The sequence below is a fragment of the Thiohalomonas denitrificans genome (assembly GCF_016841685.1).
Lineage (GTDB): Bacteria > Pseudomonadota > Gammaproteobacteria > Thiohalomonadales > Thiohalomonadaceae > Thiohalomonas > Thiohalomonas denitrificans_A.
In genome coordinates, this window is record NZ_JAENYR010000061.1 from 1 (window position 1) to 21,429 (window position 21,429).

Here is a 21,429-nt window from a genome sequence, read left to right on the forward strand (position 1 = left end):
CACAGGCTGGTGCAGCGAGGCGCTGGCACAGCGGTATCGCAAGGCGCAGGTTGTCGCGATGGACCTGGCGCACGGCATGGTGTGCCGCACCCGCGGTCGTTTTGGCGCTCTCAACCGGCGCCTGCGGGGCCACCGCTTCGCCTGTGGCGACGCCGAGCATTTGCCCTTTGCCGACGCCCGCTTCGATCTGGTGTTTTCCAACCTGACCCTGCAGTGGTGCGACCTCGAACGAACCTTTGCGGAATTCCGGCGGGTGCTGCGTCCTGGCGGGTTGGTGATGTTCAGCACTTTCGGTCCCGATACTCTCAAGGAGTTGCGCGCCAGTTGGGCCGAGGTGGACCGGGAAGTGCACGTCAACGAATTCCTGGATATGCACCACGTGGGGGACGCGATGGTGAATGCCCGTCTCGCCGACCCGGTAGTGGATATGGAGTTCCTGACCCTCACCTATGAGAACGTCCCGGCGCTGATGCGCGACCTCAAGTCACTCGGCGCACAGACCGTACGCGCTGGACGACGGCCGACCCTGACCGGCAAGTCCCGTCTGAAGGCGCTGAGCGAGGCCTATGAGCGCTTCCGCCAGGAGGGCCGTCTGCCCTCGACCTGGGAGGTGGTCTACGGGCACGCCTGGGCACCGGAGAGCGTTCCCCAGCAGCACACCAGTGACGGCGCCACCGGCATCCGTTTCGAGCAGCTACGGGGCGCGCTGAAAAAGCGTTAGGGAAGGCGTTTGCGCCTGTGGCACGGTTTTTCGTACCGGGTAATTCAGTTCAGCAAGAGAGAGCGAGTATGGCCAGCGGAGTGTTCGTTACCGGCACCGACACCGGGATTGGCAAGACCTGGACAAGCCTGGGATTGATCGCCGCCTTTCAGCGCCGCGGGGAGAGGGTAGTGGGCATGAAGCCGATTGCGGCGGGATGCGAGGCCACTGCCGAGGGCTTGCGTAATGACGATGCGGTTCATCTGCAGCAGGCCGGCTCGGTGCCGGTGGCCTACGAGACGGTGAATCCCTACGCCTTCGTTCCGCCGGTGTCCCCCCATGTGGCCGCCGCCCGCGCCGGCGTTGCTATCGACCTTACACGGATTGTCTCCGTCTACGGGCAATTGGCGAATCAGGCCGACCGGGTCGTGGTGGAGGGAGTCGGTGGCTGGCATGCCCCGCTGGGTGAGGCAATCACTGTAGCGGAGTTGGCAAGGGCGCTCGGGCTGCCTGTGGTCATGGTCGTGGGCCTGCGCCTCGGCTGTCTCAATCACGCCCTGCTGACTGCGCGCGCCATCCGGGATGACGGCCTCGAACTGGCCGGTTGGGTGGCCAATGAATTGTCGCCGGAGATGGAGGCTGCCGCCCAGAACATCCGTTATCTGCGCGATCATATCGATGCGCCCTTGCTGGGTATCGTTCCCTATATGGGATCACCGCAGGGCAAGCGAATCGCGGCGAATCTCGATGTCGATTCGCTCGCAGCCGTCGAGGGATAACGGGTCAGTTGTTGTGTTCCAGAAAAGAGAGCCACTGCTCGGCATCGGGGCGCGTCGAGGCGTCCCGTGTGGCGGCGAGAAAAGCGCCCTTGGCCTGTTCGAGGTTGTTTCGCTCGTAACGGGTAATCCCGAGTAGCAGCCAGGCCTTGGCGGCCCGCTTGCCTGCCAGTCGTTGCTGATCCAGAAGCCGCTTCAGGCTCGCTTCGGCATCGGCCCAGCGCTGAGCGGAGATATAGAGTTGCGCGAGCCGTAAACCCAGCTCCGGATCCTTGTCGATAGCGACAACCTGTTCCAGGGCGGCGATGGCACGTTCGTACTCCCTGGCCTGATACCAGGCATTGGCGGCCTGCTCCAGGTTCTTCCTGCCGGGCTCCATTTTGCCGTCGGCGATCGCCTGTTCAATCACCTGAGCTGCCAGGTAGGGCGCATCACTGTGGGTGTACAGCTGGGCAAAGTTTCGCAGCTCGCGCTCCGTCTCCAGGTAGCCGCGCAGATAGGCCAGCTCCATCACTGAAAGTGCTTCGGGATATCGCTCCCGCATCAACTCCAGTCCAGCCAGTTGCCGCCAGTAGGTAGGTTGGTCCGGAAAGTGTTTCAGCATGGTGTGCAGCAGGTTCACGCTGTTGGGGTAATCTTTGATTTCACTGTAGGCGCTCAGCAGCGTCTGATACCAGCTCTCCTTCGGGACGTCGGCCAACTCGATGGCCTTGCGCATCGGCGGAATGGCGTTCCGGAACTGCTTGAGCTGGTAATACGCGCTGCCGAGCATCACGTAGGCCCCGGCCCGTTCGGCCCCGGCGTCCTGAAACCAGCGGTTCAGGATGTCGATGGCCGACGGGAAACGCTCTGTGGCCATATAGAGTTGCGCCAGATTGAAGCGGATGCTTTGCTGCGCCTCCTCCGGCAATACACCCAGTTCCAGGCTGCGTTCGAGATTGGGAATAGCCGCCGAATAGTTCTCGCTGGCGAGCTGGGCATGGGCGAGGCTCTGCAGCACCACCGCCTGGTCGTAGGCCTGCCCGTCAGTCTCTCTTGCGAGCTCTTTGAGTCTCGTTTCCGCCCTCGCGGTTGCACCGGTACTGAGCCACTCCTGAGTGGTCTTCAGCACCTGGTAGGTCTGCTTCGAAAGCATCGGCTGGTCGGCCGCCTGCAGCGGGCCCGCGGCCAGAAGCAGCCAGAGTGCGATCCACACCCAGTAGTGTCGGGGCATGATCAGCGTCTCCGTCCATCGAGCCGGAAGTTGACCACCTGTTGCACTCGAACGGCCACCGGCTCTCCGTTCTCGATCCGCGGTTTGAATTTCCATTTCAGTACCGCCCGAATCGCGGCCTGGTCGAAGGTCTGCTCGGGTTCGGACTCGACCACCACCGCATCCTGCACACCGCCCTGTTCGGTGACGAGGAAGGAGACCTTGACCCAACCCTCGATCCCGCTTCTCTCGGCGCGATAAGGATAACGTGGCGGCACGCGGGAGACCGCCATGACTTCCCGGTCGGGAGGTCCCGTGCGAACGGGGCCAATATAGGGGTTGGCCATCGCCATGGAAAGATCAGGTGCCTTGAAGTCGATATCCGGCGCCTTCGCCAGCGGTTGCGCGATATCGATTTCGACTTCCGGGATATCCGGTGGCGTCTCCTCTTGCGGCGGTTCCGGTTGCGGCGTTTCCCGCTCTTTCAGGCGCACTTCGGTGTTGCGTTTGAGACGCACGAACTCCATCACCGGGCGCTGCCGCTCCTCCTGACTGAAAGCGGCCTCACTTGTCAGCAGCTGCTGCATCATCCAGAACAGCGAGGCCGCAGTGGCCACGCCGCCCAGCAGTGACAGCAGGATGCGTGAAAAGCGGTACATGCCGCCCTCAGTCCCCCTGGTCCGCGGCGATGGCTACATTCATGATGCCCGCCAGGCGCACCTGGTCCATTACCTTGACCAGCAGCCCGATCTGCGCGGCCCGGTCCCCCTGGACGACCACCTGGCCTTCAGGGAACTCGGCGCGCAGGCGTTCGACATTGGCGCGCACGGCGCGAACATCCACTGCACGGCCGTCGATCCAGATCTCGCCATTGGGCCGGATGGCGATGAGGATATTCGCCTGCTCCTGTTGCTGTGCCGTATCGGCTTGCGGCTGGTTGACCTCGACCCCCGATTCTTTAATGAACGAGGTGGTTACGACGAAGAAGATCAACATGATGAATACCACGTCCAGCATGGGCGTCAGGTCGATATCCGATTCGGCGCTTTCGCTGTTTGCGTGACGTTTGCGACGCATCGATAAGCTCTCAAGCAAGGGTCAGACGGTCAGAAAGATACTCCACTCGCCGGGCCATCTCCCGCTGCAGCCTGGAGCGGAAATAGAGGCCCGGGATCGCCACCATCATGCCGGCCATGGTCGGTATGGTGGCGCGGGAGATCCCCGAAGCCATGGCCCGGACATTGCCGGTGCCCAGCACGGCGATGACGTCGAAGACCGCCATCATTCCGGTCACTGTGCCGAGCAGCCCGAGCAGCGGGCAGACTGCGATTAATGCCTTGATCATCGGCAGCGTGTGGTTCAGGCGTGCGCCGGCGTCCGCAATCGAAGCATCGCGTATGCGTAGCGCATACCAGGAGTGACGATCCTTGCGCTCGCTCCATCGCTCCACCTCCTTTGTCATGTGCTGTGGGAAATCCCAGCGAAAATACCAATAGCGTTCGATGATCAGGGCGCCCAGCAATACCGCCGTCAGGCCGATCACCCAGAGCACCGGTCCGCCGGCCTCAAGGAATCGCTGCAGGCCCTCCAGCACTTCCCTCATCAGGGGGTTTCCCGCCCCAGAGCGATCAGACCCGCAGACTGCTCATCCAGTATCTGAATCAGGGCGCGGGAGCGGCTGGCGAGAAGAGAGTGCATGAACAGCAGCGGAATGGCGACTATCAGGCCGAGTGCGGTGGTCACCAGGGCCTGGGAGATTCCGGTCGCCATCAACTTGGGATCGCCGGTCCCGAACATGCTGATGGCCTGGAAGGTCACGATCATGCCCACCACGGTACCCAGCAGGCCCAGCAGGGGTGCCACGCCGGCCAGCAGCTTGACCAATGCCTCGCCGCGAGTCAGTCGCGGTGTCTCCCGCAGGACCGCTTCATCGATCTGCAACTCCAGATTGGCCGGGTCGGCATCACGACTCCGCGTCGCCACTGCCAGAACACGGCCGAGGGGGTTATCGGCAGAGGCGCTGGCGAGTGTGCGCAGCTGGCGCCGGACGCGCTGATCGACCCACGCAAGATAGGTGAGCCGCACCGACGCCACCAACGCGCCCAGGGCTCCCAGCGCAATGATCACGTAGCCCACGATGCCGCCATGGTGGATGCGCTCCATGAGATCCGGCGCCTCCACCAGCATTCCCAGCAATGTGCCCCGGGTGGGGTCCAGAGCAAATTCCGCGTGACCCTCGACGGACTGCCCGCCGGAGCCATTGGCGAATTTCGCGGCCGTTTTGCGCACGGAGGCCGAAGGTTGACGCGGCAGTACCACCAGGCGGCCCGTCTCCGGCTGAAACTTGAGATAGCGGCCCCGCTGATCCAGGGCATTGAAGACCCCGACGCGGATCACCGGCTCCTGCCGGGCCACCCCGCCGGTATCGATCACCGTTGCCGGCAGACGCACGACGCGGCCCGACTCGACGATCTGCTTCTGCATCAGCAGCCACAATTTTTCCAGTTCGCCGGTCTCCGGCAACGCCTTGCTCTCGCCGAGCTGGTGCAGCCAGCCCGCTTGCCCCCGGTTCTGCACGGAGACCAGGGATTCACGAACGTACTGGGTCAGGTCCTTTGAGGTTTGGCGGACCGTACCGAATACCTCGCCCAAATCGCCGATGCGCTGCTTCAACTCGGTATCGAGCTCCCCGAGTGTCTCCTCGTTGGACTCGAAGGTGGTCTTGAGTCGACGACTCCTTTCCCGTTCCGTAGCCAGCCGCTGCCTCGCCTGCGCAAGCAGTTGCTGCTGTTGGCTCTTTTCTGCGAGAAACTGTTGAAGCCGCTGCTGCCGAACCGGCGTCTCCCGTTTCTCGGCCGCCTTGATTCGATGCAACAACTCCTCCAGATGCGCAGTGCCGTCGGCCTGGGACGGGACCGGCCAGAAGGCAGCCAGGAGCAGAATGACGAGGAGGCGTCTCATGGTTGAATCTCCTCTGGCAGCGCCACCGGGAGATGCAACAGCTCGGGTGCGGACTGTTTGCGGGCGACCCTCAGGCCTTTGCGAATCGGTCGGCTGTACTCGTCGGGCAAGGAGGTCCAGCGACCCTGGTTCTCGTCCCAATGGCCCACCTCGTTGCGATCCAGCGTCTGGTAGTAGAGTCCGACGCGGCCAACGCGCAGGAAGTCCACCGTTCTCACGTCGTCGCCGTTGTGCAATTCACCGCGATAGGCCTCGATGGTGCGGCTGTAGGCCATCTCGATCTGATAGGCCTCCAGTACGCGGCGGAACTTCTCGCCAACGCTGACATCGGCGCGATCCATCAATTCACTCAGCTGTCGGAGGCGGGTTTGTCGCTCCTCCTGGAGAAAGGGCCGGTCGGCTTCGATCAGCTGCTCCAGCCACTGCAACATTCCCAACATCAGAGGAACGACTTCCCGTTTGGTCTGCTCCAGATGGGTCATCTGATCGCGAATAGAGGTCTTCTCCTGCTCCTGGGACGCTACCAGGCGCTCCAGCTGGCCGTCGTAGACAGTGAGCACGTCGAGTTCGCGGCTCAACCTTTGATATTCGTCCAGCATCGCCCGGGTCTCGTCATCCAGCTTGTCGATTCGGTGCTGGGCTTCGGCTTCCCGGCGATTCTTGTCGAGGCTGATATTCATCGACTGTGACAGCGGGTCCTGGTCCGCCAGGGTCGGGCTACTGCCGAAGAGGAGTATCGACGTCAGTAGTCCGGCCATTGGGCGGGCGCGGGATGACCGGGTGAGGGGCATGGGTTCTCTCCTGTTGCGTCCGTTCTTGTGCAAGTGGCGTTACTGCGGTGTCTCGGCGGTGGTGCGATGCAGCCACTCCCGGATGGTTTCGGGATTCAGGGTGCCACTGGTTCCAACCCGCTGGTGTTCGGCATCGTAATGGTAGCTGCGGGGCAGTTCACCGTACCAATCGGGATCGATTTGGTATCGCATGCGTTCCGGGAAGTCATCGGCAAAGAGCCAGTTCTCGAAGCCGCCCAATTCGAAGTCGGCGAGGATGGTTTCCACCGCCTCGCGGTTTGCGAGCCCATCGGTCGAGATCAGCACCAGGGCGTCCCGTTCAAAGCGGTTACGAAGCGTCTGCAGATGCCCCATCTCCTTCATGCAGGGCGGGCAATCCATTGACCAGAGCACCAGCAGGAACGGCTGCCCCGCTCGTGCCTCCGTTATCTGCTCGAGACTGCCTTGGGAAAAAGGCTTGAGCTCGGCCCAAACGGCGGTCGGCAGGGCGGCCAGGACCAGGGCAAGCAGGAACATAAGGACGGGCATAGTCGGCTCCTACTGCGGTCCGGCTACGGGAACAAGGCGGTAGCCCTCTGCGAGTGTCTGCCAGGAGACGAAAACCTCCCGGTCGCGCGCAATGAGAAAGGGATGGTCGGAGCCGCTGGCTGTGCTCGCCAGGGTGCGCGGGTCGGACCAGCTTTCACCCCGATCATGGGACTCCATGACCATCAGTTCGGTATTCTCTCCGTTGAACGCCTTCCACGCCGCGATTACCTGCTTGCCGATACTCAATACCTGCGGATGCGATGCCCGCCCTTTTATGGGGAGCTGAAAATCGAGGCGCTGATTAGCGAGATCGAAACGCCCGTAGGTCACGCCGCTGTTCTTGTCCCCCTGGCTGAACCAGATCAGGTGCGCCTTCTGCCGATCGTCCACCGACAGATCGGGGCCGTGGTGGGGACAGCCATCGACCACCCAGCCGTCATCGGTGGCGCGGGGCGGCAGCCCCTCGATGGGAGGCGTGTCGGGGTCCAGCCGGGCGATGGCGTGATCCCGGAGGTTGACCGGGTAGATATGTCTCCAAAGGGCGACGACACCATTTTCGTCGGCATCCGTAGCAACGCGGCAGCACTCACAGCTGTGGTCCGACAGCTTCCGGTTGAATGCGAAGCTCGCGCCGCGATCGTCGGACATGGCGTAATAGATGGCGGCTCCTGCGTATATTTCGCCGGCATCCTTCGCTGCCTGCAGATCCCGCTTGTCGATCCATGCGATGAAGATCCGGCCCTGGTTATCCAGGCCCATGGAGTCGAAGCGGTGGCTGATCGGCGCGCGGTGGTCGTTGACCGTCACGGGTTCGCTAAAGCGGTTTCCCTCGTCGAGGGAGCGGGAGAAACGGATATCCCCGGCATAGGGCCCCTCGATCTTTCGGGACCAGCTCAGGTACAGCGCGCCATCGGGTCCGGTGGCAAGTTTGGGTCTATTCTCCCCGTCGCTGTAGATGGTTTCGGGTATCCGGTTGACCACCCGGGGTGGATTGAAAGTGTGGCCGAGGTCATCCGAACGGGTGACGTAGAGATGGCCGTGCTGGACAAACACGATCCACAGACGGCCTTCGCTGTCGAAGGCCGGTGTCGGTGTCTGGCCGCAATCGGCAGAGGGGAGTGCGGATGAGGCCTGACAGGCCGGAAGCCGGTTTCCACCCTCTCCCCCCTCATGGTTTTTATGGCTGGTGGCCGACTGGCCGACTGACAGCACCAGGAGAAACCCGAGTGCCGTCAGCCTGCCGCTGAGCGTTGACGCGGTCCAATTCACGATGCGGCGTTCCTTGAGGTGACGGAGTTTTCGACTAGAAGTCGACACTGGCCTGCAAATAGAAGGTGCGTTGCGCCCAGGGATGCGCGACGAAAGCGACATCGTCGGTCACATTGTCCACACCGAGGGAGAGCTTCGCCCGTTTGCTGATCTGATAATTGGCTTTCAGATCGACAAACAGGTAGCTGTCCTGTGCACCGTAGACTTCATCCGTGTTGTCCTCGTTGTCCAGGTCTCCATGACTGTCACTGGCGTAGCGCACGCCGAGCGCGGTATTCCACTGCGGATTGATGTGATAGGTCGCCAGCATGTTGGCACGCCACTCGGGCATGCGCGGAAAATCGTTGCCCTCCACGCCGGGGTCGGGCTCGTTCTCGGTAACCTCGCTGTCGGTGTAGGTGAGATTAAAGCGCACATCCACCTCCGACTCCATGACCCGCTTCTGCTGAATAACGAACTCGAGGCCGCTGGTGGTTACTTCGGTGACCGGCAGGAAAGTCGTGACATCGGTGGTCAGGTCGGTCTGGTTCCAGATTACGTCCTCCACTACTTCATGAAAGAGGCTGGCGCGCAGAAAGCCGCGGGTGATCTGCCGCTCTGCCATCAGGTTGTGATGGAGACCGACCTCGGGTTCCAGGTCGGCATCGGCAATGGTGGTTCCCTGGGTGGACGTTTCGTTCTTGAACAGCTCCTCCACCATCGGAAAACGGTAGGCCTTGGCTAGCGAGTAACGAAAATCCCAGAGATTCCCGGGGTGGAAGCCGAGGGAGAGCTTGGGCGAGAAGCCGGTTTCCGTGCGATCCTCGAAGTCCAGAAGTTCGCCATTGTAGTCGTAATTGAAGCCGTCAAGCGCTTTCCATTCTTCATAGCGGCCGCCCAGGGCGACATCCCAGCGCGGTGCGAAGTCCCATCCCCACTGTGCGAAAAGGGCGTTGGTCCGGGTTTCGCCGCCGGAGGATTCGGTGCGTGAGGTCTTAACCCCGGAGAGGTAATCGTCGGAGTCGTAGCTGTTGACCTCCAGGCTGTAATTATCGTAGTGATAGCCGACCACCATGTTCATGTCGCTGCGGTCCAGGAATCGGTCGGTCCGTGCCTTCAGGTCCAGCGTGGTCCAGCCGGTATCGTCATACTCGCTCACCGAGCCATCAAGCGTGTAGTCCGGGTCGTCTGGGTTGCGATCCGAGGAGCGGGTCTCATCCTTGGTAATGTCGAAACGGCTGAGGTTGGCATCCAGTATCCAGTCGCTTGTTCCCAAAGGACCCTCCAGTCCGGCGCCGATCAGCAGGGACTTGCGCTCCTGCTCGCTGACGGCGAAGGGATTGCCGCTCCAACTGCCGATGGTGAAAAGGTCACCATTGAATACGGCATCCCCGCTCCAGACGCGATCGCCGTTGGCATCAACGACATAGGTGTCCGGATCGGAATCCTTTTCGACCGCCTCGTAGCCCAGAGTCAGTTTGGCGAACCAGTCGCCGAAGTCGTAGCCCAGTTTGAACTTGGTCAGGTCGGTCGTCACATCATCCGAGCCGCTGTCACCGTAGAAGACGGACTCCGTGCCACGCGCATTATCCGCTTTGAAGGCGCCACTGACCTCGGTTTCACCGCCGGTGGGGTCTGCGGCCGCGGCTGAAAGGAATTTTTGGGGCTGGCTGTCGTTTTCCAGGTGGTTGTGGAAGAAATAGAGACTCAGCTTGTCGAATTTGTCGCCTATGGAGACGAACTCGCGATGCCCGGTATAGGTATCGTCCGCTCCCATGTGCTCGAAGTCCTGGCTGAATACCCCCGCCTCGGCGTGGAACTCTCTTTCGGTGGGGAACCGGGTCTCGAGGTTGACCACGCCGCCCATGGCGTTGCCGCTGTATTCGGCCGAAAAGGGGCCATAGATCACCTCGGCCGCCTGCGTCTCATCCGCCGCGACCAGTCCCCAGCGGGGGGCGCCGCTCCAGCGCGTCTCCAGCAGATAGTGCAGGGGGATTCCGTCTGCATATACCAGGGTGCGGCCGGTCTGGAACATGTTGGAGCCGCGGATCGCGGCGACCCCGTTGGTATCGCCGATATAGCGGCGCCGCACCACCATGCTCGGTTCATACTTGACGAAGTCCTCGACGGTAGCGGCGTTGATGCTGCTCTCGACCTCGACATCGGTGATGCGTGTGCTGGGACTGACCAAATCGGCGCTCAGCGGGGACCTCGACTCGCCCACCACATCGAGTTCATCCAGCGTGGCGGCTGACTCTTCGCCCGCGGCATACGGTGAGTGAACTGCCAGCGCCAGGATCGCCAAAGAAAACGGCAGGTGTTTCCGGTTATGCATTTTTTTCTATCCCCTAAAGTTGTTCGTTCTTTTTATGGCGGCGTCCGGCCTGGGGGTAAACTAACCGCGGCCCAAAAGATGCATAATTTATACCAGTTATAACTGGTTGAAATTACGAAGTCTCAGAGAAGATTCCGTCCGGATTGCGGGATATGACTCAGTATCTGCGGGATATCACGCACTTTTCGGGGGCAGAAATCGTGATTGGCGGAGTGTCGCCCGGCACTTATAACGGAGGCAAAACCTGGGAACCTGTCCGAGAATAGCGACCGTCCCGAGGGCTCAGGCCGCATCCCCGCGGCTGTGCAAAGAGTGTGGCAGGTAGACGCTGAAAAGCCCGCCCTCCGGAAGAGGGCGGGCTTCTGTTTTCCAGGAAGGTGGCGCTATCAGGCGGCGAGCACGCCCTTGAGCCTTTTCATTGCGTTTTTCTCCAGTTGACGGACGCGCTCGGCGGAGATGCCGTATTTGTCGGCCAGCTCCTGGAGGGTCGTTTTCTGATCACTTAGCCAGCGGGCCGTGACGATGTCGCGGCTGCGGTCGTCCAGTCCCTTCATGGCGGACATGAGCTGTTCGCTGTTGTGCTCTTCCCAATTCGAGGCTTCCACCTGGCGGGCGGGGTCGTGGCGCAGATCCTGGAGGTAGGCGAACGGGGCCGGGGCATAGGATTCATCATCATCGTCGGCTTTGCCGTCGAAGGCCATGTCCTGGCCGGAGAGGCGTGATTCCATTTCCAGCACATCGGCTTGGCTCACGCCCAGGTCCTTGGCTACCGCCTCCACTTCGGCATGGGAGAACCAGCCCAGGCGCTTCTTGGAGCTGCGCAGATTGAAGAACAGTTTGCGCTGGGCCTTGGTGGTAGCGACCTTGACGATGCGCCAGTTGCGCAGGATGAATTCGTGGATCTCGGCGCGGACCCAGTGCACGGCAAACGAGACCAGACGCACATTCATCGTCGGATCGAAGCGTTTCACGGCCTTCATCAAGCCGATATTGCCTTCCTGGATCAGATCCGCATGGGGTAGGCCATAGCCGCTGTAGCCTCTGGCGATATGGGCCACGAAGCGCAGGTGCGACATTACCAGACGGCGAGCTGCTTCCAGATCGTTGTCCTGCTGCAGTCGCTCGGCGAGGCTGCGCTCCTCTTCTGCGGTCAGCATCGGAATGCGGTTCACCGCCTGGGCGTAGGCCTCGATGCTGCTTATCGGAAAATTCACTGAAATATCAAGTGCCTTGGACATGAATTCCCCCTTTGTCAAACCATTAGGGTTATTAATAACCCATATTAGCACTCAATTTTTGCGAGTGCCAATAGCTCCCGGTTCTGTAGACAATGAGTCGCTGCCGGAGTTCAGGTAGGTTCGATATCGCGCAGATGGCGGCCGACGGCAAACCAGGAGCCGAGCAACCCCAGGGTGGTCCCCGACAGCAGCAGCAGGCCGGCGGTGGCCGCATTCAGGGCGTCAAGCCGGAAGCTGCTGTTGTAAAGGGCGGCCAGGTCCCGGACCGGTCCACTCAATACGGCCAGGGAGGCCTGCACCAGCACGGCGGCGATGATGGCGCCGAACAGGCCGTACCAGAAGCCGGTATAAAGGAACGGCCGGCGGATAAAGGCATCGGTGCCGCCGATAAGCTTGGTAACCACAATCTCGTCGCGCCGGTTCTGGATCGAGAGGCGGATGGTGTTGCCCACCACCAGCAATACCGCCAGAGAGAGTAGCCCCGCCAGTACCCATACACCGCGCTGCCCGATTTCCATCAGGGCAAACAGCCTTTTTACCCACTGCATATCCAGCTGCGCCAGCTCAACGCTGGGCAGGGCCCTCATCTCCTTCAGTAGCGCCTCTACCTGGTCGGGGCTGTTGTGGCTGAGGGCCGGGCGGACCACCAGCACTGCAGGCAGTGGGTTCTCTTCCAGGGCATCGAGCGCCTCACCAAACCCCGACAGCCTGCGGAACTCAAGCAGTGCATTCTCCCGGGAGATGTAGTCGACACCCGCGATCCCCGATTGAGCCTCCAGTTGGTTGCGCAAGTCGGTGGCGCTCGCTTCGTCGGTGTTCGCGGTCAGAAAAAGGGAGACTTGCGTCGCTCCATCCCAACCCGCCAGTACGTGTTGTACATTCTTCAGCCCCACGTGGAGTCCGGCCGGCAGTGCCAAGGCGATGCCGATGACCGCAGCCGTCATCAGGGCCGCGGCCGGACGGCGCCACATTTGTCCCAGTGCATAGAAAAACGTCTGCAGATGGCGGGCGCCCCAATTGTGTAGGGTATCGTTAAGGCGCGGCCCGGCTCTGGAGGCCCCCCGGCCGTTCTCGCGGGAGGCGGCTGGCCGTGATCGGTAGGTGCCGCCGCGCATCAGACGGTTACCCCGATATCGCTGGCCAGCCTGCCTTGGTCCAGTCGCAGAATACGGTGGGGCATCTTCCGGATGAGGTCCAGGTCGTGACTGGCGACAAGGATACTGACCCCGACCCGATTGAAATCCCGGAAGATCTCCATGATTTCGCGCGAGAGGTCCGGGTCGAGGTTGCCGGTGGGCTCATCCGCCAGCACCAGCTGTGGCCGGTTGATCACTGCACGGGCGATGCCAACCCGTTGCTGTTCACCGCCGGAGAGGGTCACGGGAAAGGATCTGGCCCGGTCCAGCAGGCCGACTTTATCGAGGGCGGCACGGACCCGCCGCTCTACTTCGCTACGGTTGTGCCCGGAGATAATCAGCGGGAGGCCCACGTTATCGAACACCGTGCGGTCGAATAGCAGCCGGTGTTCCTGAAAAATGATGCCGATACGGCGGCGATGGAAAGGAATATGGCGAGGCTTCACCCGCGCCAGGTTCTGTCCGCCGACCAGCACCTGGCCACTGCTGGCGCGCTCAATCAGTGCGATGAGCTTCAGCAGCGAACTCTTGCCGGCACCGGAGTGCCCGGTAACAAATGCCATCTCCCCGGGAGCGAGATGAAAATCGACCCCTCTGAGGGCCTCGTACCCCCCTGGATAGCGCTTGCTGACATCGGTGAATCGAATCATGGCTTCGGGTTGGTTTAGTTGCTAGTTGCTAGTTGCCGGTTGCCGGTTGCCGGTTGCCAGTTTGCCAGTTTGCCAGTTTGCCAAGTTGCCGGCAGTTTTCCTCGCCACTCGCCACTCGCCACTCGCCACTCGCCACTCGCCCCTCGCCACTCGCCACTCGCCACTCCTCACTCGTCACTTCTCCAAGAGAGCGTCCACAAATTCCTCGGCATCGAAGGGACGCAGGTCGTCGATTCCCTCGCCCACACCGATGAACCGGATGGGGATGTTCATCTGTTTTGCTATCGCAAAGATGATGCCGCCTTTGGCCGTGCCATCGAGCTTGGTGAGGGCGATGCCGCTGACATCCACCGCCTCCTTGAACTGTTTGGCCTGCGAGAGGGCATTCTGGCCGGTGCCGGCGTCCACTACCAGCAGAACCTCGTGGGGCGCGGTCTCGTCGAGTTTTCCGATTACCCGCCGGACCTTCTTCAGCTCCTCCATGAGATTCAACTGGGTGTGCAGCCGACCCGCAGTATCGGCAATCAGTACATCGGTGCCGCGGGATTTGGCCGCCTGCACAGCGTCATAGATTACCGATGCCGAGTCGGCGCCGGTGTGTTGCGCAATGACCGTGATTTCATTGCGTTTGCCCCAGACCTGGAGCTGTTCGACCGCTGCGGCGCGGAAGGTGTCGCCGGCCGCCAGCATCACCGAGGCGCCCTGTTCCTGAAGTCGCTTGGCGAGTTTGCCGATGGTGGTCGTCTTGCCGGCACCGTTGACCCCGACCACAAGCAGAACATAGGGGCGCACGTCATCGGGAATGGCCAACGGCTGACTGACCGGCGAGAGGATTTCCAGCATGTTTTCCCGCAGAGCGGCGAACAGCGCCTCGGGGTCATTCAGCTGCTTGCGCGAGACCCGTTTGTTGAGGTCGTCCATGATGGCACGGGTGGCCTCGACGCCGACATCCGCAACCAACAGCTGGGTCTCGAGCTCCTCCAGCAATTCGTCGTCGATGCGTCGGCCAGCCCCGACCAGGTCGCGCAAATCGGTGTTGAGGATCTCGCTGGTGCGCGACAGACCCTGGCGCAGACGGGAAAAAAGCCCTTTCTTTTCGGGCGTTTTATCGATCGCTTCCTTGTCGCCTTTGTTTTTTCCGAAACCGAACATTAGCTCTCTATCGTTGTCGCAGAAACGTGGAGAAGAACGCGGTCGAACAGGACCGCGTGTCCCGATACTATCATTTCGCCTCAAAGGCGAGATACAAGGTCCGACTTTTAGCCTGTAAAAGCTCAAGCGACGGCCTGAAGGCCGACCTACAGAAGGAGGCTGCCGCTACCTCCTGTGGATCAGGCTTTAGCCCGTTCAATCCGCGTAGATACAAGAGTACGAGATTCGCGATATCCTCGCATTATCCAGATTAGTATTTCGCACCTCGAACCTCGAATCTCTTAGCTGTGAAGGATGGTTTACATGCACAAGGCAATTCTGCTGTTTTCTCTCCTATGCCTCGCTGCCGGACCGGCCAGTGCGGCGCTGGTCGCCAATGGAGATCGCACCCACGAACGGGTTCTCGACAATGGAATGAAGCTTATCGTCCGCGAGGACCACCGGGCACCCGTGATCGTCTCCCAGGTCTGGTACAGGATCGGCTCCAGCTACGAGTACGGCGGTATCACCGGCGTCTCCCACGTGCTGGAGCACATGATGTTTCAGGGTACGCCCGAGTACCCGGATGGTGAGTTCTCCCGCATCATCGCCGCCAACGGCGGCTCCGAGAACGCCTTTACCTCCCGCGACTACACTGCTTATTACCAGCAATTGGAGGCGAGCCGCTATCCGGTGAGTTTCGAACTCGAAGCCGACCGGATGCGCAATCTGTTGCTGAAACAGGAGGATTTCGAGAAAGAGGCGCAGGTCGTCATGGAAGAGCGGCGGCTTCGCACTGACGATCAGCCGAACACCCTGACTTACGAAACCTTCATGGCCACGGCCTTCAAGGCCAGCCCCTACCGGCAACCCGTCATCGGCTGGATGGATGACCTGCAGCACCTGACGATCGACGATCTGAAGCGCTGGTATGTCGACTGGTACGCCCCCAATAACGCCACCCTGGTGGTGGTGGGCGATGTGGATCCGGAACAGGTGTTCGCCGAGGCCGAAAAGCACTTCGGGCCGCTCGAGCCGAGCAACATCAGCCCGCCCAAGCCGCGCAGGGAGCCGCCGCAGCAAGGGATTCGACGGGCCGAGGTCGAGGCACCGGCGCAGAACCCCGTCCTTCTGATGGGCTACAAGGTCCCGGTCCTGAAGAGTGCCCAGGAGTCCTGGAAGCCCTATGCACTGGAGGTGCTCGCCTCGGTACTGGACAGCGGCGACAGTGCCCGCCTGACCCGGGAACTGGTTCGTGGCCAACAGATCGCGGCCAGCGCCGGTGTAGGTTATAGCCTCTACGCGGCGCGGGACTCGCTGCTTACCTTGAGCGGTGTACCCTCGCAAGGGCATACGGTGGATGAACTGGAGCAGGCCCTCCTCGAGCAGGTCAGGCGGCTTCGCGAGCAGCCGGTGGAAGCGGATGAACTGGAGCGTATAAAGGCGCAGGTAACGGCCTCGAAGATCTACCAGCTCGACTCAGTCTCCTATCAGGCGAGACAGATTGGTTCCCTGGAATCGGTCGGCCTGGGCTGGGAGACGGCCGAGGAGTATGTCCAGAAAGTCGAGGCGGTAACGCCCGAACAGGTGCAGCAGATGGCGCGTGAATATCTGAATGCCGATGCCCTGACCATTGCCCGGCTGAACCCGCAGCCATCCGAACCCCAAAACCGCGACACCAAAGGAGCGAGTCTCGATGCCCCGCATGACTAGTGTATTGCTGCTGGCCGCCTTGCTGTTCGGCTGGTCCGGAATCAGTCAGGCCGTACCCGAAATCCAGAATTGGCGTACAGACAATGGCGCCGCAGTCTACTTTGTACACGCCCCCGAACTGCCGATGGTAGATGTACGGGTAGTGTTCGCCGCGGGTGCCAGCCGTGATGGTGAGCAGCTGGGTGTCGGCGTGCTCACCAATGCCCTGATGAGCGAAGGGGCGGCGGGCATGGATGCCGATACCATTGCGCAGCGGTTCGACTCGGTGGGGGCTCGGTTCTCCAATAGCGCGTTGCGCGACATGTCCATCTTCAGTCTGCGCTCTCTGACGGAACCGGAGCGCCTGGAGCAGGCGGTGGATACCTTTGCCGACGTGCTGGGGGAGCCGGAGTTCCCGGTGAATGCCCTGAATCGGGAGCGGGCGCGGATGCGAATCGCGCTCAAGCGCCAGGAACAGTCGCCCGGAGAGATTGCCAAGAAACGATTCTATGCCGATCTGTACGGGGAGCACCCCTATGCCAATCCGGTCCTGGGGACGGAGGCCGCACTCGAACGGCTGGACCAGGAGACCATTCGGGCGCACTACCAGCGCTACTATGTCGCAAAAAATGCCACGGTGGCGATCGTTGGCGATCTCGAACGGGATGCGGCCGCACGTTTGGCAAATCGGATCACCGGACGCCTGGCCCCCGGTGATCCGGCGCCTGCACTGCCTGCGCCCGAGCCGCTCAAGGCTGACGTAGGGGCAATCCTGCAGCACCCCTCCAGTCAGACCCATGTGTGGATGGGGCAGCTGGGGGTGGCCCGCGGTGCGGACGACTGGTTCCCACTCTACGTGGGTAACCACATTCTGGGGGGCAGCGGCCTGGTGTCGCGGGTCGCCCAGGAGGTACGGGAGAAGCGAGGGCTCGCCTACAGCGCCTCCAGCCGCTTTTCACCGATGGAGGCCCGGGGTCCGTTCATCCTCAGCCTGCAGACCGCCAACGAGAATACCGAACAGGCGATGAACGTACTACATCAGACCCTGGAGGAATTTGTCACCGAGGGACCCACCGATGATGAGGTGGAGCGGGCGATAAAGAACATTACCGGTGGTTTCCCGATGGATATCGACTCTAATAGCGAGATCGCCGGTTACATCTCCATGATCGGTTTTTACGATATGCCGCTGGACTACCTGGACCGGTTCATCGAACGGGTCTCGGCAGTGACTCCGGGCTCGATTCGCGAGGCGTTTCAGCGGCGAGTCGACCCCGATTCCCTGCTGGTGGTTACCGTGGGGAGAATCGATGGCCAAAGCTAACAGGAGCAACGGCAGCTTGCGCATCATTGGCGGCGAGTGGCGCAGCCGCCGGCTATCCTTTCCGGACGTGGAGGGGCTGCGGCCCACCCCGGATCGGGTTCGCGAAACGCTTTTCAACTGGCTGCAGGGCCGGGTAGAAGGCGCCCGCTGTCTGGATCTCTATGCGGGCAGCGGCGCCCTGGGTCTGGAGGCCCTTTCTCGCGGCGCAGCCGAGGCGGTGTTTGTGGATTCCGATGCTGAAGTTGCCCGGCAACTGAAAGAGAATCTTGCGCTACTGGGCTCCGAAGGCGGCCGCGTGGTCCGCTCCAACGTCCTCAACTACCTGCGCGGCGGTGGTCAGCCCTTCGACATTGTCTTCGTGGACCCGCCGTTTCGGCGTGGTTTGCTGGAGCCGACCCTGCGCCTGCTGGCCCAAGGAGGTTGGCTAGCCCCGAAGGCCTGGATCTATCTGGAGAGCGAGGCCGATGCCGAAGCCCCGCCGGTCCTGCCGGCCGGGTGGCACGCGCTCAAGCACCGTGTCGCCGGACAGGTGAATTATCAGTTGATCGAAACCGGATGATCCGCAGAGCGGATCAGGCGCGTCGCAGGTATTCATCAGGATAGGGTCTTTCCGCGCCGTTATCCGCCGGAATGCTCCGGGAATGCACAGGCATGGCGGATTACGGGTACACCAGGGTTGCATCCGAAGTTCGTCGGCGCAACTAATCCGCTCGGATTTTGGCCGCGGCCGTCCGCTCCTGTATCATGACGATGATTCGGCGCAGGAACCGACCCATGCAGATTACTGCCATCTATCCCGGCACGTTCGATCCGATCACCAATGGCCATACGGATCTGATCAGCCGCGGGGCACGGTTATTTGACCGTATCATTGTGGCCATCGCTGCCAACCCCAAAAAGACCCCGCTTTTTTCACTGGAAGAGCGGGTGGAACTTGCCCGGGAGGCCCTGGTCGGAATGGAGAGTGTGGAGGTTTGCGGGTTCGATACCCTGCTGGCCGATTATGTCCGGCAGCGCGGTGCACAGGTGATCCTGCGCGGACTACGCGCTGTCTCGGACTTTGAATACGAATTTCAGCTCGCCGGCATGAACCGCCGACTGGCGCCGGACGTCGAGACGCTTTTCCTGACGCCGGCGGAGCAGTACAGCTATATCTCCTCGAGCCTGGTCAGGGAGGTTGCCGGCCTCGGTGGGGACATCTCGGAATTTGTTCATCCGAAGGTGAAGGCTGCGCTCAATAATAGATTACGCTAATATACAACGAATTCGCCGCTCTAAGGCTGACGAGGAGGAATGATTTCATGGCGTTGATGATTACCGACGAGTGCATCAATTGCGATGTGTGCGAGCCCGAATGCCCCAACGGTGCCATCACACAGGGTGACGAGATCTACGAGATCGATCCGATGCTGTGCACCGAGTGTGTCGGCCACTATGACGAGCCTCAGTGTATCGAAGTCTGTCCGGTCGATTGCATCGTGGTGGATCCGGAACACGAGGAAAGCGAAGGTCAGTTGAAGGCGAAGTACGAAAAGCTTCAGAGCGCCTGATTTCAAACATCGATTCTTTGCGAAAAGCCCCGCTTGCGGGGCTTTTTTCGTTTGCAGGGCCGGATCGCACCGCAGAGGCGCAGAGGGCGCAAAGATCGGCAGGAGTTTGCCCATCGTGCGTGTGTTTGTCAGGCGGCATCGCCGCTTGCCCCCGTCCAGGAGACTGTCCGGGAATAGCAATGGGCCTGCCCCAAAATGTAGGTTGGTGCTGAGGAACGAAGCCCAACAAAACAGCGTTGCCCTTAATTGGTTGAATTCGGGGCATAACTCACCCCAACCTACAAAAAACGATATTCTCGGACAGGCTCCTGGCGCTTTTCTCGCTTCAAAGCCCCATTTAGTTTTGCGCCCTCTGCGCCTCTGCGGTGCAATGTTCTTTTCGAGACTCAGCCCGGTATTTGTCGTTAAGCTTCGGAAAACGCTTTCAGGAGGTCCGCCATGGCGCGCGTGCGCTTTTTTCTTTTTCTGCTGGTCCTTTTGGTCGGTTCTGTACAGGCCGGGCCACCCAAGGCTGCGATAGCGAGTGCTCACCCGCTGGCGACCGAGGCGGGTTTCGAGGTGCTGGAGAGGGGCGGCAACGCCTTTGATGCGGCGGTGGCGGTGAGTGCCGTGCTGGCGGTCGTGGAGCCCTACAGCTCGGGGATCGGCGGAGGCGGTTTCTGGCTGCTGCACCGGGCTTCCGATAATCGGGATGTGATGATCGATGGCCGGGAAACGGCACCATTGGCAGCGCATCGGGACATGTATCTGGACGAGAGTGGCGCTGTGGTTCGAGAACGCTCGATGGACGGCGTTTTAGCGGCGGGGATCCCGGGCGAACCGGCCGCTCTGGCGCACATTGCCGGAGAGTACGGGCGGTTGCCGATGGAAATGAGTATGGGGCCCTCCATCCGCTACGCCGAGCAGGGTTTCGAAGTAACCCCCCATTACCGGCGCATGGCCGGCTTTCGCCAGGACGTGCTGCGCGAGTCTCCCGCCGCTGCAGCCATCTTCCTGACAGCGGACGAAGTTCCCCCGCCTGGACACCGGATTCGCCAGCCCGAGCTGGCGCGGACATTGACGCAGATCGCCAAGAGCGAGGCCGAGAGCTTCTATCGCGGAGAGTTGGCGGAAGCACTGGTCGCCGATGTTCGGGAGGCAGGCGGTCTCTGGACCCTTGAGGACCTGAAGAACTATCAGATCGTCGAGCGCGCCCCGATCCGCGGCCGCTATAGGGGTCTGGATGTCATCTCGGCCGCGCCGCCATCGTCCGGTGGCGTGGCGCTGGTCACCATGCTCAACATCCTCTCCGGCTACGACCTGTCGGGTCTGCAGCCGGATCAGCGTACGCACCTGATGGTGGAGGCCATGCGCCGGGCTTACCGCGACCGCGCCGAATACCTGGGCGACCCCGACTATGTGCAGATGCCGCTGGCACGGCTTACCGACCCGGATTACGCGGCTGGACTGCGCGCCGGCATCCATCCCGGTAAGGCGACGCCCAGCAACCTACTGCCCGGCTATACCGGCGCGGCCTCTGTCGGCCGGGACACCACCCACTTCTCCGTCCTCGACACGGATGGCAATTACGTGGCCGCCACGCTCTCGATCAATTACCCGTTCGGCTCCGGATTCCTGTCGAAACGGACCGGGATACTGCTGAACGACGAAATGGATGACTTTTCCGCCAAGCCCGGCGTGCCCAACGCCTACGGCCTGGTCGGCGCCGAAGCCAACGCCATCGCCCCCGGCAAGCGCCCGCTCTCCTCCATGTCTCCCACCTTCGTTCGGGACGCCGACCGTATCGCTGTGCTGGGCACACCCGGCGGCAGCCGCATCATCACAATGGTGCTTCTGGGCATCCTGGAGTTTGCCGAAGATAAAAGCCCCGAGGCCTGGGTGAGCCGCCCGCGCTTTCACCACCAGTACCTGCCTGATCGCATGGTTGCTGAGTCCGACGCGTTTTCCTCTTCAGAAGTGAGAGAGCTCGAAGCGATGGGGCACGAAGTTTCCGTTGTTGACCGCACTTGGGGCAACATGCAGGGAGTGATGTGGAATCGGCTCGACGGAGCAGTCAGAGCGGCGAGTGATCCTCGCGGAGAAGGCAAAGCCGAAGTCCGCCAGGCGCCTGTCCGAGAATAGCGACCGTCACGAGGACAAGACGGATTGAGTCAGATTTTTCGGTCATTTGAGGCGAA

21 protein-coding genes are annotated in these 21,429 nt (G+C 61.5%); 8 read left to right on the plus strand and 13 right to left on the minus strand.

The annotated features are described in order from the left end of the window. Together bioC and bioD are read left to right on the plus strand one after the other, a co-directional pair. On the plus strand, positions 1-721 hold a 721-nt coding region (gene bioC / locus Q7L05_RS12695), incomplete at its 5' end, for a malonyl-ACP O-methyltransferase BioC (protein ID WP_303907147.1). Between the two features lie 68 nt (positions 722-789). Beyond that, positions 790-1,479 carry a dethiobiotin synthase gene (bioD, locus tag Q7L05_RS12700; RefSeq protein WP_303907150.1) on the plus strand — a complete coding sequence of 230 codons (690 nt, stop codon included), beginning with the start codon at positions 790-792 and terminating at the stop codon, positions 1,477-1,479. A gap of 4 nt (positions 1,480-1,483) precedes the next feature. Here bioD and Q7L05_RS12705 read toward each other — a convergent pair whose 3' ends face one another. The 13 genes from Q7L05_RS12705 to ftsY all read right to left on the minus strand — a co-directional run bounded on the left by Q7L05_RS12705 (position 1,484) and on the right by ftsY (position 14,707). Continuing rightward, the gene (locus Q7L05_RS12705; protein WP_303907154.1) at positions 1,484-2,689 is read right to left on the minus strand and encodes a tetratricopeptide repeat protein; all 1,206 of its coding nucleotides are present in this window, start codon (positions 2,687-2,689) and stop codon (positions 1,484-1,486) included. A 2-nt stretch (positions 2,690-2,691) separates the two neighbouring features. Beyond that, entirely contained in the window at positions 2,692-3,327 is a 636-nt protein-coding gene (locus Q7L05_RS12710; RefSeq protein WP_303907157.1) for an energy transducer TonB, read from the minus strand. Between the two features lie 7 nt (positions 3,328-3,334). Continuing rightward, positions 3,335-3,745 (minus strand): ExbD/TolR family protein, encoded by a 411-nt coding sequence (locus Q7L05_RS12715; RefSeq protein WP_303907159.1) that lies wholly within the window; start codon positions 3,743-3,745, stop codon positions 3,335-3,337. A 10-nt stretch (positions 3,746-3,755) separates the two neighbouring features. Next, positions 3,756-4,271, minus strand: a complete 516-nt coding sequence (locus Q7L05_RS12720) for a MotA/TolQ/ExbB proton channel family protein (RefSeq protein ID WP_303907162.1) — start codon at positions 4,269-4,271, stop codon at positions 3,756-3,758. Further along, complete coding sequence (locus Q7L05_RS12725) at positions 4,271-5,629, minus strand: MotA/TolQ/ExbB proton channel family protein (RefSeq protein ID WP_303907165.1); 1,359 nt, start codon at positions 5,627-5,629, stop codon at positions 4,271-4,273. Before Q7L05_RS12725 ends, Q7L05_RS12720 begins: the two co-directional genes overlap by 1 nt. Continuing rightward, a complete protein-coding gene (locus tag Q7L05_RS12730) occupies positions 5,626-6,420 on the minus strand; it encodes a DUF3450 domain-containing protein (protein ID WP_303907168.1) in 795 nt (264 codons plus the stop codon). Before Q7L05_RS12730 ends, Q7L05_RS12725 begins: the two co-directional genes overlap by 4 nt. 39 nt (positions 6,421-6,459) lie before the next feature. Next, complete coding sequence (locus tag Q7L05_RS12735; RefSeq protein ID WP_303907171.1) at positions 6,460-6,948, minus strand: TlpA family protein disulfide reductase; 489 nt, start codon at positions 6,946-6,948, stop codon at positions 6,460-6,462. Positions 6,949-6,957: 9 nt separating this feature from the next. Continuing rightward, a complete protein-coding gene (locus tag Q7L05_RS12740) occupies positions 6,958-8,217 on the minus strand; it encodes a sialidase family protein (protein WP_303907174.1) in 1,260 nt (419 codons plus the stop codon). A gap of 34 nt (positions 8,218-8,251) precedes the next feature. Next, positions 8,252-10,531: a TonB-dependent receptor gene (locus Q7L05_RS12745; RefSeq protein ID WP_303907177.1), complete on the minus strand. Its 2,280-nt coding sequence runs from the start codon at positions 10,529-10,531 to the stop codon at positions 8,252-8,254. Between the two features lie 386 nt (positions 10,532-10,917). Further along, positions 10,918-11,769 carry an RNA polymerase sigma factor RpoH gene (gene rpoH, locus Q7L05_RS12750; RefSeq protein WP_303907180.1) on the minus strand — a complete coding sequence of 284 codons (852 nt, stop codon included), beginning with the start codon at positions 11,767-11,769 and terminating at the stop codon, positions 10,918-10,920. A 110-nt stretch (positions 11,770-11,879) separates the two neighbouring features. Beyond that, positions 11,880-12,884: a permease-like cell division protein FtsX gene (gene ftsX, locus Q7L05_RS12755; RefSeq protein ID WP_303907183.1), complete on the minus strand. Its 1,005-nt coding sequence runs from the start codon at positions 12,882-12,884 to the stop codon at positions 11,880-11,882. After that, positions 12,884-13,555, minus strand: a complete 672-nt coding sequence (gene ftsE / locus Q7L05_RS12760; protein ID WP_303907186.1) for a cell division ATP-binding protein FtsE — start codon at positions 13,553-13,555, stop codon at positions 12,884-12,886. Before ftsE ends, ftsX begins: the two co-directional genes overlap by 1 nt. A 174-nt stretch (positions 13,556-13,729) precedes the next feature. Continuing rightward, the gene (gene ftsY, locus Q7L05_RS12765; RefSeq protein WP_303907189.1) at positions 13,730-14,707 is read right to left on the minus strand and encodes a signal recognition particle-docking protein FtsY; all 978 of its coding nucleotides are present in this window, start codon (positions 14,705-14,707) and stop codon (positions 13,730-13,732) included. Between the two features lie 303 nt (positions 14,708-15,010). Here ftsY and Q7L05_RS12770 point away from each other — a divergent pair, with 303 nt between their 5' ends. From Q7L05_RS12770 to ggt, 6 genes are all read left to right on the plus strand, one after another. Beyond that, positions 15,011-16,399 (plus strand): M16 family metallopeptidase, encoded by a 1,389-nt coding sequence (locus Q7L05_RS12770; RefSeq protein ID WP_303907191.1) that lies wholly within the window; start codon positions 15,011-15,013, stop codon positions 16,397-16,399. After that, a complete protein-coding gene (locus Q7L05_RS12775) occupies positions 16,383-17,702 on the plus strand; it encodes a M16 family metallopeptidase (RefSeq protein ID WP_303907194.1) in 1,320 nt (439 codons plus the stop codon). The genes Q7L05_RS12770 and Q7L05_RS12775 overlap by 17 nt, the downstream gene beginning before the upstream one ends. After that, complete coding sequence (rsmD, locus tag Q7L05_RS12780) at positions 17,689-18,261, plus strand: 16S rRNA (guanine(966)-N(2))-methyltransferase RsmD (protein ID WP_303907197.1); 573 nt, start codon at positions 17,689-17,691, stop codon at positions 18,259-18,261. Before Q7L05_RS12775 ends, rsmD begins: the two co-directional genes overlap by 14 nt. 215 nt (positions 18,262-18,476) lie before the next feature. After that, complete coding sequence (coaD, locus tag Q7L05_RS12785) at positions 18,477-18,956, plus strand: pantetheine-phosphate adenylyltransferase (protein ID WP_303907199.1); 480 nt, start codon at positions 18,477-18,479, stop codon at positions 18,954-18,956. Between the two features lie 47 nt (positions 18,957-19,003). Further along, positions 19,004-19,252 carry a YfhL family 4Fe-4S dicluster ferredoxin gene (locus Q7L05_RS12790; RefSeq protein ID WP_303907202.1) on the plus strand — a complete coding sequence of 83 codons (249 nt, stop codon included), beginning with the start codon at positions 19,004-19,006 and terminating at the stop codon, positions 19,250-19,252. Positions 19,253-19,690: 438 nt separating this feature from the next. Then, positions 19,691-21,373: a gamma-glutamyltransferase gene (gene ggt, locus Q7L05_RS12795; RefSeq protein WP_303907205.1), complete on the plus strand. Its 1,683-nt coding sequence runs from the start codon at positions 19,691-19,693 to the stop codon at positions 21,371-21,373. Positions 21,374-21,429: the final 56 nt, after the last annotated feature.